The following is a 15563-nucleotide window of genomic DNA, read 5'->3' on the forward strand; positions in this document are numbered from 1 at the left end:
CGCTGCAAGGGCCGCCTCGTTCCCCCCGGATATCCGGGTGGGGGCGGGGCGGTTTCCCTTTGGGCACACGCCGCCTCGATGGATGGGGGCGAGCAGGTTTGGCTATTGTCTCGTGGGAGCCGGGCAGCGCCACCCCGATAGCGATCGACGCGGACCGGAAAGTAGAGAAGAGCAAAGCGACACTCCAGCCCGAGGAAACGCCAACCCGTCGAGGTGCGGAATGGGCCGCCCGTCCGGCCCAGGCACCACCGCGGAGCTCGAGCAGTCAATTTCAAAGGACAATCAGCTGAGCGAGAAGAGAGACCGGATCAGTTCTTCGCTTGCTGCGGGCTGGCCAGAGCCTTGCCCACCACGATCAGCGCGGGCCAGATGAGATAGGCGAGGATCTCTAGGTTTTCGCCGAAGGAATAGAGCACCAGCACCAGCACCATGGCGAGGCCGGCGCGATGGAGGCCACTATGGCGCGCGCGCCAGAACAGGATGGCCAGCGTCGCGGCGAGCGGGATCGCAAGGGCGAGCGCGCCCGTCAGGCCCTTGACGAACAGTAGGCCATACCAGCTGTGATGGCTGCCAATGGGCATGTATTCGACGAGATGCGGGCCGTTTTCGACCACGCCATGGCCGAACCAGAAGGCCTCGTTCTCCCAGCGGTCGAGCGCGATCCTACCGAGCGCTGCGCGCACCCGGCTCGAATCCGCCCGCGCCGAGCTGAAATCGCTCATCAGCTGGTCGAGCGCAGCCAGCAGCTCGAATCCGAACAGGCCGACGAACAGCAATGCCGGGGCAGCCAGCAGCCAGGTCGTCCCCCGGTCGATCCGGGCGGCCCCCCAGACCGCCGGAGCGATCAGGGCGAGCGCGACCAGCGCCAGCCGCGACTGCGACAGCAGTGCGATCGCCAGGAATCCGGCCATGCCGACGAGGCGCCAGGCAAGGTGGCGCTCCTGCGCGGCGAGGAAGATATAGATCACCGCGATCATCCCGGCGGCCGGAGACCAGGGGGCGAAGAACTGCCAACGCGGCGTGCCCGCCCCGGGCTCGATCGTATAGAGTATGGTCGCGAAATATTCCGGCCCCGGCCCGCCGACCGCCTTGAGCGGCGAGACCCACAGCGTCCCCGGCAGGCCGAGATAGGGGGCTGCCAGAAACAGCGGCAGGAGCAACAGCGTCCACATGCCGAGGCGGCAGACCGCGCGTGCGATCACCTCCATGCGGATGTCGAGTACCGCGCCCGCCAGTGGGAAGAGCGCGATAAGCGCCCAGCCCTTGGCCCAGCCGATCGAACTCTTGATCGTCTGCCCGCTCCCGAGTGCAAATTTGGCATGTCCGATCCAGAGGACGACCAGCATCGCGGCCATCGCGGTCAGCCACAACCAGATCGTGCCGGGAATGGCGTCGGCCGGCTTGCGGTCGAGATAGAGCGCGCCGAACACCAGCAACGCGAGTACCCAGCCGATCACCGGCCCGGCGACATACAGCCCGCCGACCAGCCACAGCAGCCAGGTCGCTGCGATCGTGCCGCCGACTATGCGTTCGGCAGCAGTTTGCGGATGATGGGCTGGCGCAGCCACAGCAGCAGAAATCCGAACAGCGTGAACAGGGTGGTGCCCAGCCCGCCCGCGATCGCCAGCAGCGACGACGGTGCCGATTTGGTGCGCGGGAGCGAAGGCGCTTCGAGGATCTGGACGAGCGGGTAGGAGGCGAAGGGATCCGATTTGTTGGTGTCGAGCCGCGCGAGCGCGGAGCTGAACACCGCTTCGGCCACGCGCAGGTCGCGCATCAGATCGGCAAGGCGCGCGGCCTCTTCGACCTGGCGCTGCGCGTCGTCCGATTGCGCGGCGATCTGGCTTCGCAATTCGGCGAGCGCGGCGCTGTGCCCGGCCCCGCCCGCATCGCGCTCGGTCAGCGCCGCGAACAGCCGTTCGCGCGTGTCCGAAACGGCAAGATCGGCGAAGGAGAGCACGCTGGCCTCGCGCGCTCCGGAGACCGCGGCACCGCGCCTTGCCAGCGCATCGCGCAACGCATCGCGCTCGACCGCCAGCTCTTCCATGGTGGCATGGGCATCGCCCAGCGTCGCGCCGCTCTCGGCCAATTGGGCGGCGACCGTGGCATAGCGTGTTAGCAGATTGCGGAATTCGGGATCGGCCTTGAGCCGCATCGCCATGCGCGCCTCTTGCAGGCTGATGTCGAGCGTGGCGGCAAGACGCCCTGCTCCGGCCTTGCTTTGCGCAAGTTGCACGCGGCGGTCGCGCTCGCTCGCCTTGAGCTGGTCGAGCGCGGTGACGCGACCGGCGAACTGGTCGAGCGACACGAGACCGGTTTCGCCCTGGAAGTCGAGCAGTGCTTTCTGCGCTTCGTCGACCTTGGCCTCGAGCTCTGCGATCCGGGCGGCATCGGCATTCTCGCGCGCCTCGGCTTCGTCCTTGCGCAGCGTATCGAGTGCGCCGAAGAAGGCCGCCTCGAGCGCCTGCATGCGCCGCTGCGCCGTTTCCGGACTGCCGGCTGGCATGTCGACCTCGATCAGATTGGTCTGGTCGATCAGCTTGATCTTAGGGGCGGGAAAGGCGGTTTCTTCTTCGCCCGCACGCCGCGCGGCATCGCGCAGCACGATATCGGACGTAAGCAGGCGCTTGTAGTTTTCGGTCGGGCTCAGCGAAGGGCTGGAAAACGCCGAGGCGGTGGTGGTGGTCGCCTGGCCGATCGATTCGAGATTGAGCGAACCGCCCACGCCCGTGCCCGGCAGGATCAGCGTCATCCGGCTGTCGAAGCGATCGGGCGCAAACATCAGATAGGCGATCGTGACGCACCAAATCACCGCGAGCGGGCCGGCCAGCGCCGCGAAATAGCGGCGATAGCGCCCGACCGATGGCAGGCCGTCGCGTACCAGCACCCACGCGCTTTCGAGAAAGCGCGAGCGGGCCGGCATCACCGGGGGCGATGCAACATCCATCACAGCGCATTGTCCAGCAGGATCGCGGGGGTCACGGTGCTGACGCCTTGTGACACGAGCCCGATCGCTTCGCTCAAGTTCGTCCAGCGACTGTCGTAGCATGCGATCGCGTCGCCCGGCATGAGGAAGGGGTCGTAGGCATCGCGATCGGCCTCGCGCACCAGCTTCTCGATATCGCGCTCGATCACCACGCTGCGTCCGCTGATCGGATTACGTGAAATCAGGACCGCGCGGCGATCGGACTGCATGTAGCTTCCGCCGACGCAATTCGCCGCGACCAGCGCCTGCAGCAGGCGCGTGCCATAGGGCAGCGAGGTGGCGTCCTTGCCGATGGCGGCACCGGCATTGTTGTTCGCGCTGCGGGTAAGGTTGGACATATAAACGCGGATGCCCGGTGGCGTCAGCGGGGTCGGCCGCGCCAGCTTGGTATCGAAACAGCTGCGACTCGGCACAATGATGCGGTCCCCGCTGGTGATCGGCACATCGCGAGCGGCCCAGCCGTTGACGAGACCGGAGAGGTCCAGTTCGACATAGGCACCGTCGCGGAGGAGATAGATCCGCTGGACGTCCGCATCGGGGCGCACGCCGCCCGCGGCACGAATGGCGGTCGCGACCGAGCGCGCGACATTGGCATCGCCGGTCACAGCACCTTCCTTGAGACCGATGCGGCTTTCCGGGGTCCGCTCGCCCGCGCGGACTGCGCTCGGTTCGAACACGGCGCCGCTGACGGCCACGGACACGCCAGCGGCCTCGATCAGAGAGACCGACACGGCGTTGCGCAGCGGCCGGACTATCCCGGCCGCGAGCAAGCGGCCACGTAAAGCCGTTTCGAGATCCTGCAACGAGCCGCCGCCTGCGCGGGTTGGGGCAATCCCGCGCAGGCGGACGGTGCCGTCGGTTTCGACGACGTAAGTGCCGGACAGCCGGTCGCTGTCGCCCAGAATGCGGATGACAAGCCGGTCGCCCGGCGCGAGCGGCGCGTTGACCGAGACGAATTCTTCGATCGATGCGCGACGATAGATGTCGAGCTCGCGCGGGACCTGCCAATCGCAGGTCGGGGCACCGCGAGCGACCGGCGCTGCGGCGATCCAGTCACCCTCGGGATGGCCGCCGCGGTCGGCTGCGGCCTGGTGCGGGGCATAGAGCGCGGCGCGGTGGTTGGCGGGGGCCGGCCCCGACACGCACCCCGCCATCAGGGCACCGACGGCAAGGCTGAGGCTCGCATTTCGTATGTTCGATCGGGGCACGTCACATCTCCGTTGATTGGTGACGACACCTGTTCAAGCACCGTGCCAATCGCAGAATTCTGACGTTTTCAGCGCTGGTCATCGCGATTTGCGAAGTACTCCCTTGCAAAATGCGGCGGTGCTCTTTGCAATTTGCAAAGGCTTTTCGCATATTGCGGCGAAATGACCCTGAAAATGCCCCGGATTGGCGCTTTAGGAGCGGCACGGCTCTTGCATGGCGTTTCGCATGTCCATGCAGCAACCCAGGAGTTGGTGGTGAAGGGTATCGTATTTTCGGAGTTGGTCGGCTTTCTCGATCGCGCGGGTGGGCCGGCATTCGCCGAAAAGGTGCTGGCCGACGCGGACCTCCCGCATGGCGGTGCCTATTCGCGGATCGGTCAATATCCCTGGCAGGAGGCCGTGCGGGTGGTCGAAGTCGCTTCGCGCGAGAGCGGTGCCGACTTCGCCGATCTGTGCCAGCAGTTCGGCGCCTATCTGTTCGATCGCTTTACCGTGCTCTACGCCGATATCGTCGGGCGCTACGGCGATGCGGAGGCATTGCTGGCGCATGTTGGCGACCATATCCACGAGGAGGTCAAAGTCCTCTACCCCGACGCGCAGCCACCGAAAGTGACCACCTATTGTGAAGGCAATATCCTGCACGTGCGCTATGCCTCGCACCGCCCCTTCGCGCATATCGCGCATGGACTGGTGAGCGGCGCGATGCGCCATTTCGGCGATGAGCGAAAACTCGAATGGGTTCATGCCAGCGAAGATGGATCGCAAGCGGAGTTCGCACTCGCGGGATAGTCGATGTCGAAACCAGCCGTCTTGATTATCGAAGACAGCGCGTCGCTCGCGCTGGGCTACGCCGCCCAGCTCGAAGAGGCTGGCTATGCTGTGACGCTCGCCGCCTCCCTCGCGGAAGCGCGCGAAGCGCTGACCTCGAACCGTTTCGCTGCGGCCTTGCTCGACCTGCAATTGCCCGATGGCGACGGCTTGTCGCTGCTCGAGAACCGCGATGCCAATGCGCCGACATATGTTGTTGTGACGGCCGATGGATCGCTCTCGCGGGCGATCGCGGCGATGCGGCTCGGGGCCTTCGACTTCCTGGTCAAGCCGGTCGCCGGCTCCCGGCTGCTCGCGACCATCGGCACGGCGGTCGAGCGATCGCAGGAGGCGCCCCAGCCGGATAGCGCCGCACCGGAATCCGACGACACGCGCTTTCACGGATTTATCGGACAATCGCCGGCCATGCAGGCCGTATTCCGTACCGTCGAGCAGGTTGCCGATTCGCGGGCCAGCGTCTTCGTGACCGGCGAAAGCGGCACCGGCAAGGAAGTGACCGCCGAAGCCCTCCATTCGGCCTCGCGCCGCCGCAACAAGGCCTTCGTCGCGATCAATTGCGGAGCCATTCCCGAAAACCTGCTCGAAAGCGAGCTGTTCGGCCATGTCAAAGGCGCCTTCACCGGGGCGATCGAGAATCGCATCGGCGCGGCCAAGGCGGCCGATGGCGGCACGCTGTTCCTCGACGAAATCTGCGAGATGGAGCTCAAGCTGCAGGTCAAACTGCTGCGCTTCATCCAGACGGGCATGATCCAGCGTGTCGGCTCTGCCAAGGCCGAGCCGGTCGATGTGCGGATCGTTTGCGCGACAAATCGCGATCCCCTGCGCGAGGTGGCCGAGGGCCGCTTTCGCGAAGACCTCTACTATCGCCTCAACGTCATCCCGATCCACTTGCCCCCGCTGCGCGAGCGCGGTGACGACATCCTGCTGCTTGCCGACCATTTCCTGACCGCGATCGCGCGCGAGGAGAACCGGTCCGCAATCACACTCGGCGGCGCGACCCGTGCCGCGATCCTGACCCATCCCTGGCCCGGCAACGTTCGTGAGTTGCAGAATGTGCTGCGCAGAGCGGCGATCACGTCATCCGGACGATCGATCGACATTCCCGACCTGGCACCCGGCCATTTCCAGCCGCTGCGCGAGGCGACATCCCCTACGGAGCGAACGTTCGAAGCTCTGCCGCCCGCCTCGCCGGACCTGGCGCCATTACCCACCCTACCCCCGAGACATGCCCCCGATTTCGAGGGCATGACGCTGGCCCAGGTCGAGCGGATGGCGATCGAGGCCGCGCTCGATCGTCATGACGGCAATGTCACCCATGCGGCAAGGGAATTGGCCGTGAATCCGTCGACGATCTACCGCAAGATGGACCGCTGGGGACGTCGCTAGGCGAGCGCTTGTTGCGCTCCGCCCGCGCGCTCCCGCCCCTCAATCCTCCAGCGAGATTGATATCCGCCGGTTGCGCGGGTCGGCGGGATCACCCGAAATCAGCGGTTCGGTATCCGCAACCCCTTCGATCCGGCGGAAACGGTTGGCGGCGATACCGTTGCGGATCAACGTCTGCCGCGTGGTTTCGGCCCGGCCCGCGGAAAGCGACCAGTTGTTCACCCGCGTGGGATCGCGATACTTCAGCGCGTCCGTATGGCCGCGCACGGTGATCTTGCCCAGCTCGGGTGCAATCGCCTCGCCCACCACGGCGAGCAGATCGCGCGCGTCGGTCGTGAGCACGGTCGTGCCGAGCGAGAACATCGAGAAGTCCGCGTCATCGACCAGATCGATCCGGATGCCCGTCGTGGTATCGATCATGCGTACCTGGCGCATCAACCGCTTGAGGCGTTCCTTGTCGGCGGTGGCCTCGGTCACGCGCAGCTGGATGCGCTTGATGCTGGCCATGCCCTCCTTCGGACCACCGGTCGCATCGCGCGGCACGGTCAGCGTCTGTGTGCCCGTCTGCCCGGCGGCATGGGGATAATTGTCGACGTCGACCAACGAAGAGCCGCCCAACACGCCATCGGCGCCTGCGCTTTGTTCCTTGGTCTTGACCAGCGTCGGCGTGAAATAATCCGCCAGGCCCTTGCGTTGGTCCTCGGTCGTCGCGCCGAGCAGCCAGAGCAGCAGGAAGAACGCCATCATCGCGGTGACGAAGTCGGCATAGGCGACCTTCCAGGCTCCACCATGATGCCCCGCCTGCACGACGGTGACCTTCTTGACGATGACGGGGACGGGATCGTTGCGACCCGCGGGCGTGCTGGCCATCTTACCGGCCCCGCAGCGCGTCGAGGAGTTCGTTCAGGCCGGGGCGCACCGTGTGGCCGAGGCTGGATCGCGCGCTTTCCACCACCAGCGGCTGCGGATGGCCGTAAAGCGAGGCGATTATCACCTGCTTGACCGCGTGGAAGATCTGCTCGTCCTGTTCCAGCACCTGCTTGAGACGTCCGGCGAGAGGCCCGACGACACCATAGGCGAGCAGCACGCCGAGGAAGGTACCGACCAGCGCCGCGCCGATCATCTTGCCAAGCACTTCGGGCGGCTCGTCGATCGACCCCATGGTTTTCACCACGCCAAGCACGGCGGCGACGATGCCGAGTGCGGGCAGCGCATCCGACAGCTTCTCGAGGCTGTGCTGCGGCTCGTGGATCTCGTGGAAATGCGTCTTCATCGCATTGTCCATCACCTCTTCAACCGCATGCGTCTCGAGCGTGCCCGAGGATACCACCAGCAGCGTTAGCGTGTCGCAGATCAGCGCGATCAGCGCCTTGTTCCCGAGCAGGTTCGGATATTCGCTGAACACGGTCGAATTGGCCGGATCGTCGAGGTGGCTCTCGAGCGCGACGGGGCCGTCATTCTTCAGCATGCGCATCAGCTGCGTGGTCAGCGCGATCGCATCGATATGGTCCTGCTTGTTGTGCTGCGGCCCCTTGAAAATCTTTTTGAATGCGGCGCCGATGGCCTTCAGGCCGTCGAGCGAATTGCCCGCAACCATCGCGCCGATGGCGGCGCCGCCGATGATCAGCATTTCGTAGGGCATGGCCGCCAGGACGGGACCCATCGCACCACCGCTGAGCATGAAGCCGCCGAAAACCATGATGATCAGGACTATGATGCCGATGATCGCGTACATTGTGCAATTCCTCCAGTTACGCGCGCGATCAGCGCAGCATTGAAAACAGCGAAAGATTGGCGAGGCGGACGAAGCTGGCCTGGCTCGCTTCGAGAACGGTCATGGTTTCCTGCAGCCGGCTCATCGTTACCGCGATATCCGCCCCGCCCACATCGAGGCGTTCATCGGCGATCCGCTCGGCATTGTTTTCGCGCCGCTCGGCCATGAGATCGATCCAGTTCAGCCGCGAGCCGACGACGGTCTGTGCGGTGGTGACCTTTTCGAGACCCGCGTCGAGATCGGCGAGCGCCGCCGAGCTGGCATCGGCGGCCGCCTGACCACCAGCAGACAGCGCGGCCGCAAGGCCGCCCAGAATGGCGAACAGGTCGGTCGGGCCGTTGGTCGCATCGAACTCGAAAATGTCCGGACCGGTCATGCCCGGAATCACCGACTGCCCCTCTCCGATTTCGAGCGGCGTCACGCTGGTTGAGCCAAGGAACTGTACGCTTGTGCCGTCATCGACATAGGCCGCCCCGGCAGTTTGCCCGCCGAGGAGCGCATGGCCGGCGATGTTTCTGCTGTTGGCGAGCAGGACCAGATTCTCCCGTAATCCTGCGATTTCGATCCCGATGGAAGCGCGCTGCTCGTCGCTGAGCGTCTCGCCCGAGGCCTGGACAGCCAGTTCGCGCACCCGCACGACAACATCGGCGATCGACCCCAGTGTCTGGTCGGTTAGCGAAAGATCGGCTTCGGCGAGCTGTGAATTGCGTGTGTCGACATTCGCGATGCGATCGTTGCGCGCCAGCATGCGCAGCCGGGCCGCAGCGACCGGGTCGTCCGACGAGCGTTCGAGACGTTCGCCCGTGCCGATCTGTTGCTGGAGCGATTCCGCGCGGGCGCGGAGAGTCCCGATCTGGCGGGTTCCCCGCTCGTAGAAGGCGCCGGTGCTGAGGTTGATCATCGCCCGATCCCCAAGAGAGTGTCGAAGATTTCGCTGGCCGTCTGCATGGCGCGGCCCGAAGCCTGGAACGCCTGCTGGAAGCGGATGAGATTGGCAGCTTCCTGGTCGAGATCGACGCCGGACTGCGCTTCGAGCGAAACGCGCGCTGACGACGCGATGGTTTCCAGTGCGCTCTGGGTGACGTTCCGTCCCGCGACCTTGCTCGACACGTCGAACAGCAGCCCGCTGAGCTGCTGCGCGGGATCGATACCGGCGAGCGACTGGCGCAGCGCGTTGAGGTTGGTGTCGTCGCGGCTTCCCGCCACCGCTCCGGCTGGAGCCGTCGCGATGCCCCGACCGTCGGTCATGACGACGCGAAGCGTGCCTGCCGTGTTCCCGGCGAAAATCGGTTGTCCTTGCGTGCCGTCGAGCGCGGCACCGGCGGCCTGCGCATTGTTCACCGCGTCGGCGAGCCCGGCGGCGATCGTGTCGAGACGCGTACGCACCGTTGCCAGTTCGGTGAGGGCGAGAGATGCGCCCGCAAGGCTGCCCGATCCGGGCGTCGCCGCCTGTCCGTCTACAGCAAAGGTGAGCGTGCCGTCGGCCGCCACAATCGAAGTGAGCGTTCCGGCGTTTCCGCCCTGCACGAAACCGCGCGGCGGATTGGTGCCGAGCGATACGGCGACTGTCCCGTCGACCGCGAATTGCGTGGAGACCGACGTGAAGCCGGCCAGCCGTTCGAGCAGCTGGTCGCGCTGGTCGAGCAGCGCGGCACGGTCGCTGCTGCCGCTCCCGGCGCGTGTCAGGCGCAGATTCACCCGCGCCAGCTCGCCGCCGATGATGTTCGTTTCGGCGATCTGTGCATCGGTGTCGAAACGCAGGCCATCGCCCACCGCGTCGAAGCTCGATGCGGTAATGTTGAACTTGTTCGCCAGAGTTGTGGCTTCCGCGATCGCCGCAGCGCGGCGCGCCGGATCCACCGGATCGCCGCTGAGCTGCTGGAGAACCGCCTCGAATTCGACGAGAGACGTGAATACGCCCGATTGTTCGAGCGCGCTTTCCATATTGCGCAGGCCCGACAATTCGACATTGGCGCGCTGCAGGTCGCCCGAGGTTCGCCGGACTTCGCCTTGCAGGAAGGAATCGGCATTGCGGCGGATCTCCGCGATCCGAGCGCCCGAGAGCGAGATATCCCCGACGCGCCCGGCACCGCCCGAGGCCGAGACCTCCTCGATCCGCAGGCTGCGGCGGACATAGCCGTCACTCGAAGCATTGGCGATGTTCTGCGCCGTTACGTCGAGCGCACCGCGCGCCGCGCGGGCGCCACTGGCGGCAATAGAGAGAAGGTCCGATGCCATCAGAGGTCACCCTGCGGGAGGAAGCGCGAAAGCTGGTTCTCGATCGCCTCGGCAAACCCCAGCTGGCCCGATCGGGCTGTCAGCTCGGCAAACTGCGAATCGCGCATTTCGCGGAAAGTGTCTTCGCCCTCGCCGCCGAACAGGTCGTTGCCGCCGAAGTCGGTGCTCCGTGCGCTGGCCAGCATCTGGCGCAGCAGAATGGCTTCGAACTGCTGGGCCGCGTCGCGCAATTCGTTGCGGTTCGGTGCGGCTTCGCGTTCGGCCAGCGGCTTCGCGCCGGTCAGGTTGATCGGCAAGGTCGTCATATGATCACCAGCTCCGCCGTCAGAGATCCGGCCTGTTTCAATCCTTCGAGGATTGCGACGAGGTCCGCCGGACTGGCGCCAAGCGCGTTGAGTGCGTCGACCACTTCGGCCAGCGACGCGCCGGGACCGACCTGAGCGACGACCCCATCCTGCTGGCTGGCCGAAATCGTGCTGTTGGGTTCGAGCGCCGTCCGACCGCGCGAGAACGGTGCGGGCTGGACGACCATCGGGTTCTCGTCGATCCGCACCACGAGGCTGCCGTGGCTGATCGCCGCGGGAGCCAGCCGCACGGCGCTGGAGATCACGATCGTGCCGGTGCGGCTGTTGATCACGACCCTGGCCGCGCGTTCGGCGGGATTGACTTCGAGCATCTCGATCCGCGCCATGATCTCGGCGCGCGTATTGGCGCCGGGCGGCAGCATGAGCGCAAGCGTGACGCCATCTTCGACCTGCGCCATGCCCGGATAGGCGGCGTTGATCGCATCGCGCACGCGCGAAATGGTCAGGAAGTCGGCATAGTAGAGGTTCCAGCGCAGAACCTCGCTGAAATCGAAATTGCTCGACACCGCTTGCTCGACCGTCGCGCCATCGGCGATCCGGCCCACGGTGGGCACGTTGACGGTCAATTTCGAACCATCCTGGCCGGAGATTCCGAGCCCGCCCACGGCGAGGTTGCCCTGCGCCATCGCATAGATCTGGCCATCGGCACCGTAGAGCGGCGTCATCACCAAGGCCCCGCCGCGCAGCGACTTGGCCTTGCCCATGGTCGAAACGGTCACGTCGATCCGCTGGCCGGGTTTGGCGAAGGCCGGCAGTTCGGCGGTGATGATGACCGCCGCGGCATTCTTGAGCGCCGGGTTGACCCCGGGCGGCAGCTGCAGGCCGAGACGGCCCGACACGCCGCGCATGGCCTGCGTCAGGTAAGCGAAATTGTCGTCGCCCGACCCGTCGAGACCCACGACGATGCCGTACCCGGTCAACTGGTTGGAACGCACCGACTGGAACTGTCCGAGGTCGCGGACCCGCTCGGCCGCTGCCGGAACCGGCAGCGACGCGAGCAGCGCGGCGAAGAGGAGGGCGAGGCGACGGATCATGATCGGCATCCTCAGAACGGCGAAATCGCGCCGAAGAAGCGCGACAGCCAACCTTCGCGGCTGGCGCGCTGGATCGACCCTGCACCCGAATAGGAAATACGCGCATCGGCCACGCGGATCGACGGGACACGATTGTCCTGATCGATATCGGCGAGGCGGATGATGCCCGAAAGCTGGACCCATTCTTCGCCCTGGCTGAGTTGCATGACCTTTTCCCCGCGCACCAATGCCGTCCCGTTCGGGCGAACTTCGGCAATGGTCACGGTCAGGTCCGCCCGGATCGAACTGGCCTGCGATGCATCGCCCGAACCTGTGAACGACGATCCGCCCGAGGCATTAAGGTCGCTGTCGTCGATGCCGATGAATTGCGGCAGCGAAAGGCCGATGTCGCCGTCCCGATTGGTCGATCCGCTGGTCGATTTCGATGTCCGCGTGCGTTCCACCAGCACGATGGTCACGATATCGCCGACCCTGGCTGCGCGATTGCCGTAATAGAGCGGCGCATAGCCGTGGCTGGCCTGGTAGATCGCGCCGTCCTGATGGCGCGCGGGCGCCATTTGTTGCGGAGCGGGCGGAAGCGCGGCCGAGAAGCCCTCGGGGCGCGCCGAGCCACCGCCGCAGGCCGACAGGGCGAGCGCGAGCGGGACGAGACAGATAGCGGGTTTCATGGCGAAATTCCTCACAGCGTCTGGTTGGCGTTGCGCAGCATTTCGTCGACGGCGGAGACCATCTTCGAGCTGATTTCGTAGGCGCGCTGGGCTTCGATCATCTCGACCAGTTCCTGGACGATGTTGACGTTCGAGCCTTCGAGCATGCCCTGGCGGATGTTGCCGCGACCGTTCTCACCGGCGGCGGCCAGTTCGGCAGCGCCGCTGGCCGCGGTTTCGACGAGGAAGTTGTCGCCGATCGCCTGCAGGCCCGAGGGGTTGGTGAAGCGCGCGACCTGGATCTGGCCGAGTTCCGCAGGTTCGGCCTCGCCCGGCAGCGCCGCCGATACGGTGCCGTCCGGCGCCACGGCGATCGCCGTGGCCCCTTCGGGAACGGTGATCGCGGGCTGGACGGCATAGCCCTGCTGGGTAACCAGCTGGCCTTCCGGCGAGAGCGTGAAATTGCCTGCCCGGGTATAGCCGATCTGGCCGCCGGGCATCTCGATCTGGAAATAGCCATCCCCGTCGAGCGCGAGGTCGAAGGCATTGTCGGTGTTGCTGAGCGCACCCTGCGTCATGATCTGGCTGGTCGACTGGACAGCCACGCCGGTGCCCAGGTTGAGCCCGGTGGCATAGGCGGTCTCGCCCGACGAGCGCTGGCCAGCGACGCGTGCGTCCTGATAGGCGAGAGTGGCGAAATTGGCACGATCGCGCTTGAAGCCGGTAGTGCCGACATTGGCGAGGTTATTGGCGATGACGCGCATGCGCGCATCCTGTGCCTCGAGCCCGGTACGGGCGACCTGAAGGGCTGAAGTGGGCATGGACTATCCTTTCCCCTGATTAGCCGAGGCGCATGAGCTGCGCGCCGCTTTCGTCGATTTCGCGTGCGGTGGAGATGACCTTGCTGCGCATGGCGAAGAGCCGCTGAGCATCGATCATGTCGACCAGAACTTCGGTGGTTTTCACGTTTGACTGTTCCAGCGCGCCGGTCTTGACGGTGGCCGCCTCGTCGGTCGGCAGGATGCCGCCGCCTTCGACGCGGAACAAACCATCGAGCCCCTTGCTCACCGGCGAGCCTTCCCACGCCGCCAGCTTGATCCGACCGATCTCGGCCGGCGCCTGTTCGGGCGTGGCGGGATCGGCAATGGTGATCGTGCCATCGGGCGCGATCGCCGGGATACCGACCGGCGGGATCGTGATCGGTCCGTTGTCGCCCAGCACCGGATGCCCCTCGCCATTGACGAGCAGGCCCGTGGCCGAAACCGACAGATCGCCGCGGCGGGTGTAGGCTTCGGTTCCATCCGCGGCCTGCACCGCCATCAGCGCATCGGTTTCCATCGCGATGTCGAGCTCGCGCCCGGTCTCGATGGTCTCGCCCGCCGCCATATCCGCGCCGCGGACGCTTGCGGTCTGCATCGCCCGAGCCTCGTTGGGCTGGCCCTCGATCGTGACCGGACGCTGATCGAGCAGTTCCGCACGAAACCCGAGCGTATTGGCGTTGGCCATGTTGCTCGCGATGACGCGCTGGCTGTCCATCGACGCCCGCATGCCCGAAAGCGCGGTATGGATTAGGCGGTCCATGGCGATCAGCTCCGCAGGTTGATGACCGTCTGCGAAATCTGGGTCGCGGTATCGATCGCCTTGGCATTGGCCTGGAAGTTCCGCTGCGCGGTAATCAGGCTGACCAGTTCCTCGGCGATATCGACGTTCGAGCGCTCGAGCGCACCCGACAGCAGCGAGCCGTAAGCCCCGGAGCCCGGCGAGCCATAGCTGGCCGCACCCGACAGGCCGGTGCTCTCCCAGTTCGCCGAACCGACCTTCTTGAGGCCGGTGGGCGAAATGAAGCTGGCGAGCGCCACGGCACCGACCGGTTCGACCGAACCATCGGCATAGGACGCCTGGACCAGACCGGTGGAGGTGATGGTGACACCGGCGAATTCCGCACCGGCGGCATTCACGGCGGGGACCTGGGCATCGGACAGCGTATTGCCGGTCACCTGGCCATTGGCATCGACCGGGAAAACCTGGAGACGATTGCCCGCGCTGTCGGCCACGAAGCCGGTTTCGGTCAGTGCGAAAGAGCCCGCGCGGGTATAGAGCGTGGAACCGTCCGTGCCCGAGCGCATGGTGAAGAAGCCATCACCGGTAATCGCGAGATCCAGCGCCGAACCGGTCTGCTCGACCGGGCCGAGCGCGAAATTCTGCGTGATCGACGACACCGACGAACCGATGCCCTGGATCATGCGCGGGTTGGTCAGCGCCGATCCGGCGACGATTTCCGAGAATTCGGTGCGGCTGCGCTTGAAGCCGTGGGTTTCCGAGTTCGAGATATTGTGCGCGATCACCCCGAGCGAGGTCTGCGCATTCTTCATGCCGTTAAGCGAAGTGTAGAAGGACATGGATTGTCTCCCTGATCAGATGTCGGATGCGGACTGGTTGGTGACGATCAACTGGTCGAGCTTGTCCGCAATCCGCTCGAGCATGGCATTGGTTTCGGCGACCCCGGCGAGCGAGGAGAACTGCGCCATCTGGGCCAGCATTTCCTTGTTATCGACCGGATTGAAGGGGTCCTGCTGCTGCATCTGGACGGTCAGCAGGCGCAGGAAATCACCCTGCCCCAGCGAGTCCATGCCGCGGCCTGCGACAGGCGCGTTCGACGTGGCGGAATTGGCCGCCTGATTGGTAATAGGAGTGATCATTTCATCCTCATCGTTTCGAGCATGAGCTGCTTGGCGGTCGACATGGCCTCGACCATGTTGCGGTACTGGCGGGACGCTTCGAGCATCTCGACCATCTCGGCGTTCTCATCGACCGGGGCTTCCCAGACGTCGCCGTTTTCGTCGGCCAGCGGGTGGCCCGGATCGTGGCGGCGGATCGGCGCGACGTCCTCGCGCACCACCCCGCCCACGCGGACCGAAGACAGGCCGGTCGCGCGATCGAGTTCCTGTTCGAACACCGTGCGCATCGGGCGGTAGGCTTCTTCCTCGCTACCCGACACGGAGCCGGCATTGGCAAGGTTGGAGGCCGCCGTGTTCATCCGCACGAGCTGCGCGGACATGGCGCGGTGGCCGATATCGAAGAAGGAATTGGGACCGGCCAT

Annotated in this window: 17 protein-coding genes; 2 read left to right on the forward strand and 15 right to left on the reverse strand. The window is 65.7% G+C overall.

What is annotated here, in order from left to right; all coding sequences use genetic code 11:
* Nucleotides 1-308 precede the first annotated feature (308 nt).
* Genes ACQY4G_RS01790 through ACQY4G_RS01800 form a run of 3 tightly spaced genes read right to left on the reverse strand, consistent with a single transcriptional unit; the run spans nucleotide 309 to nucleotide 4194 of the window.
* Nucleotides 309-1568 carry an O-antigen ligase domain-containing protein gene (locus tag ACQY4G_RS01790; RefSeq protein WP_421992633.1) on the reverse strand — a complete coding sequence of 420 codons (1260 nt, stop codon included), beginning with the start codon at nucleotides 1566-1568 and terminating at the stop codon, nucleotides 309-311.
* Nucleotides 1523-2947: a GumC family protein gene (locus tag ACQY4G_RS01795; RefSeq protein ID WP_425061703.1), complete on the reverse strand. Its 1425-nt coding sequence runs from the start codon at nucleotides 2945-2947 to the stop codon at nucleotides 1523-1525. The genes ACQY4G_RS01790 and ACQY4G_RS01795 overlap by 46 nt, the downstream gene beginning before the upstream one ends.
* Nucleotides 2947-4194: a polysaccharide biosynthesis/export family protein gene (locus ACQY4G_RS01800; protein ID WP_421992637.1), complete on the reverse strand. Its 1248-nt coding sequence runs from the start codon at nucleotides 4192-4194 to the stop codon at nucleotides 2947-2949. Before ACQY4G_RS01800 ends, ACQY4G_RS01795 begins: the two co-directional genes overlap by 1 nt.
* A 255-nt stretch (nucleotides 4195-4449) precedes the next feature.
* On the opposite strand from ACQY4G_RS01800, the gene ACQY4G_RS01805 reads away from it, so the two are divergent.
* Nucleotides 4450-4983: a heme NO-binding domain-containing protein gene (locus ACQY4G_RS01805; protein ID WP_421992639.1), complete on the forward strand. Its 534-nt coding sequence runs from the start codon at nucleotides 4450-4452 to the stop codon at nucleotides 4981-4983.
* Between the two features lie 3 nt (nucleotides 4984-4986).
* Nucleotides 4987-6408, forward strand: coding sequence for a sigma-54-dependent transcriptional regulator (locus ACQY4G_RS01810; RefSeq protein ID WP_421992641.1), 1422 nt, complete (start codon nucleotides 4987-4989; stop codon nucleotides 6406-6408).
* A 39-nt stretch (nucleotides 6409-6447) separates the two neighbouring features.
* Here the strand turns inward: ACQY4G_RS01810 and ACQY4G_RS01815 are convergent, their stop codons facing one another.
* Genes ACQY4G_RS01815 through flgC form a run of 12 tightly spaced genes read right to left on the reverse strand, consistent with a single transcriptional unit; the run spans nucleotide 6448 to nucleotide 15563 of the window.
* Entirely contained in the window at nucleotides 6448-7275 is an 828-nt protein-coding gene (locus ACQY4G_RS01815) for a flagellar motor protein MotB (RefSeq protein ID WP_291173311.1), read from the reverse strand.
* A 1-nt stretch (nucleotide 7276) separates the two neighbouring features.
* Nucleotides 7277-8140: a flagellar motor stator protein MotA gene (motA, locus tag ACQY4G_RS01820; protein WP_067694040.1), complete on the reverse strand. Its 864-nt coding sequence runs from the start codon at nucleotides 8138-8140 to the stop codon at nucleotides 7277-7279.
* A 28-nt stretch (nucleotides 8141-8168) separates the two neighbouring features.
* On the reverse strand, nucleotides 8169-9080 hold the full coding sequence (locus tag ACQY4G_RS01825; protein WP_421992643.1) for a flagellar biosynthesis protein FlgL: 912 nt from the start codon (nucleotides 9078-9080) through the stop codon (nucleotides 8169-8171).
* The gene (gene flgK, locus ACQY4G_RS01830) at nucleotides 9077-10417 is read right to left on the reverse strand and encodes a flagellar hook-associated protein FlgK (protein ID WP_291173305.1); all 1341 of its coding nucleotides are present in this window, start codon (nucleotides 10415-10417) and stop codon (nucleotides 9077-9079) included. The genes ACQY4G_RS01825 and flgK overlap by 4 nt, the downstream gene beginning before the upstream one ends.
* A complete protein-coding gene (locus ACQY4G_RS01835; protein ID WP_421992645.1) occupies nucleotides 10417-10722 on the reverse strand; it encodes a rod-binding protein in 306 nt (101 codons plus the stop codon). Before ACQY4G_RS01835 ends, flgK begins: the two co-directional genes overlap by 1 nt.
* Entirely contained in the window at nucleotides 10719-11816 is a 1098-nt protein-coding gene (locus tag ACQY4G_RS01840; RefSeq protein ID WP_291179520.1) for a flagellar basal body P-ring protein FlgI, read from the reverse strand. Before ACQY4G_RS01840 ends, ACQY4G_RS01835 begins: the two co-directional genes overlap by 4 nt.
* An 11-nt stretch (nucleotides 11817-11827) precedes the next feature.
* Nucleotides 11828-12484, reverse strand: a complete 657-nt coding sequence (locus tag ACQY4G_RS01845; protein ID WP_067694031.1) for a flagellar basal body L-ring protein FlgH — start codon at nucleotides 12482-12484, stop codon at nucleotides 11828-11830.
* 11 nt (nucleotides 12485-12495) lie between these two features.
* Nucleotides 12496-13284 (reverse strand): flagellar basal-body rod protein FlgG, encoded by a 789-nt coding sequence (gene flgG, locus ACQY4G_RS01850; RefSeq protein ID WP_067694028.1) that lies wholly within the window; start codon nucleotides 13282-13284, stop codon nucleotides 12496-12498.
* Nucleotides 13285-13303: 19 nt separating this feature from the next.
* On the reverse strand, nucleotides 13304-14044 hold the full coding sequence (locus tag ACQY4G_RS01855; RefSeq protein WP_067694025.1) for a flagellar basal body rod protein FlgF: 741 nt from the start codon (nucleotides 14042-14044) through the stop codon (nucleotides 13304-13306).
* 5 nt (nucleotides 14045-14049) lie between these two features.
* The gene (locus tag ACQY4G_RS01860; protein WP_421992647.1) at nucleotides 14050-14862 is read right to left on the reverse strand and encodes a flagellar hook-basal body complex protein; all 813 of its coding nucleotides are present in this window, start codon (nucleotides 14860-14862) and stop codon (nucleotides 14050-14052) included.
* A gap of 15 nt (nucleotides 14863-14877) precedes the next feature.
* Nucleotides 14878-15162, reverse strand: coding sequence for a flagellar hook assembly protein FlgD (locus ACQY4G_RS01865; protein ID WP_291179529.1), 285 nt, complete (start codon nucleotides 15160-15162; stop codon nucleotides 14878-14880).
* Nucleotides 15159-15563, reverse strand: coding sequence for a flagellar basal body rod protein FlgC (flgC, locus tag ACQY4G_RS01870; RefSeq protein WP_083508313.1), 405 nt, complete (start codon nucleotides 15561-15563; stop codon nucleotides 15159-15161). Before flgC ends, ACQY4G_RS01865 begins: the two co-directional genes overlap by 4 nt.

This window comes from Qipengyuania sp. (assembly GCF_965277845.1).
Classification (GTDB): domain Bacteria; phylum Pseudomonadota; class Alphaproteobacteria; order Sphingomonadales; family Sphingomonadaceae; genus Qipengyuania.

Excerpts from the sequence above, each read along its gene's own strand:
- ACQY4G_RS01860 (WP_421992647.1), bottom strand. The coding sequence starts at position 14,862 with ATGTCCTTCTACACTTCGCTTAACGGCATGAAGAATGCGCAGACCTCG.
- ACQY4G_RS01810 (WP_421992641.1), top strand. The coding sequence starts at position 4,987 with ATGTCGAAACCAGCCGTCTTGATTATCGAAGACAGCGCGTCGCTCGCG.
- ACQY4G_RS01840 (WP_291179520.1), bottom strand. The coding sequence starts at position 11,816 with ATGATCCGTCGCCTCGCCCTCCTCTTCGCCGCGCTGCTCGCGTCGCTG.
- ACQY4G_RS01845 (WP_067694031.1), bottom strand. The coding sequence starts at position 12,484 with ATGAAACCCGCTATCTGTCTCGTCCCGCTCGCGCTCGCCCTGTCGGCC.
- motA (WP_067694040.1), bottom strand. The coding sequence starts at position 8,140 with ATGTACGCGATCATCGGCATCATAGTCCTGATCATCATGGTTTTCGGC.
- flgC (WP_083508313.1), bottom strand. The coding sequence starts at position 15,563 with ATGGCCGGTCCCAATTCCTTCTTCGATATCGGCCACCGCGCCATGTCC.
- flgK (WP_291173305.1), bottom strand. The coding sequence starts at position 10,417 with ATGGCATCGGACCTTCTCTCTATTGCCGCCAGTGGCGCCCGCGCGGCG.
- flgG (WP_067694028.1), bottom strand. The coding sequence starts at position 13,284 with ATGCCCACTTCAGCCCTTCAGGTCGCCCGTACCGGGCTCGAGGCACAG.
- ACQY4G_RS01855 (WP_067694025.1), bottom strand. The coding sequence starts at position 14,044 with ATGGACCGCCTAATCCATACCGCGCTTTCGGGCATGCGGGCGTCGATG.
- ACQY4G_RS01815 (WP_291173311.1), bottom strand. The coding sequence starts at position 7,275 with ATGGCCAGCACGCCCGCGGGTCGCAACGATCCCGTCCCCGTCATCGTC.
- ACQY4G_RS01825 (WP_421992643.1), bottom strand. The coding sequence starts at position 9,080 with ATGATCAACCTCAGCACCGGCGCCTTCTACGAGCGGGGAACCCGCCAG.
- ACQY4G_RS01865 (WP_291179529.1), bottom strand. The coding sequence starts at position 15,162 with ATGATCACTCCTATTACCAATCAGGCGGCCAATTCCGCCACGTCGAAC.
- ACQY4G_RS01795 (WP_425061703.1), bottom strand. The coding sequence starts at position 2,947 with ATGGATGTTGCATCGCCCCCGGTGATGCCGGCCCGCTCGCGCTTTCTC.
- ACQY4G_RS01835 (WP_421992645.1), bottom strand. The coding sequence starts at position 10,722 with ATGACGACCTTGCCGATCAACCTGACCGGCGCGAAGCCGCTGGCCGAA.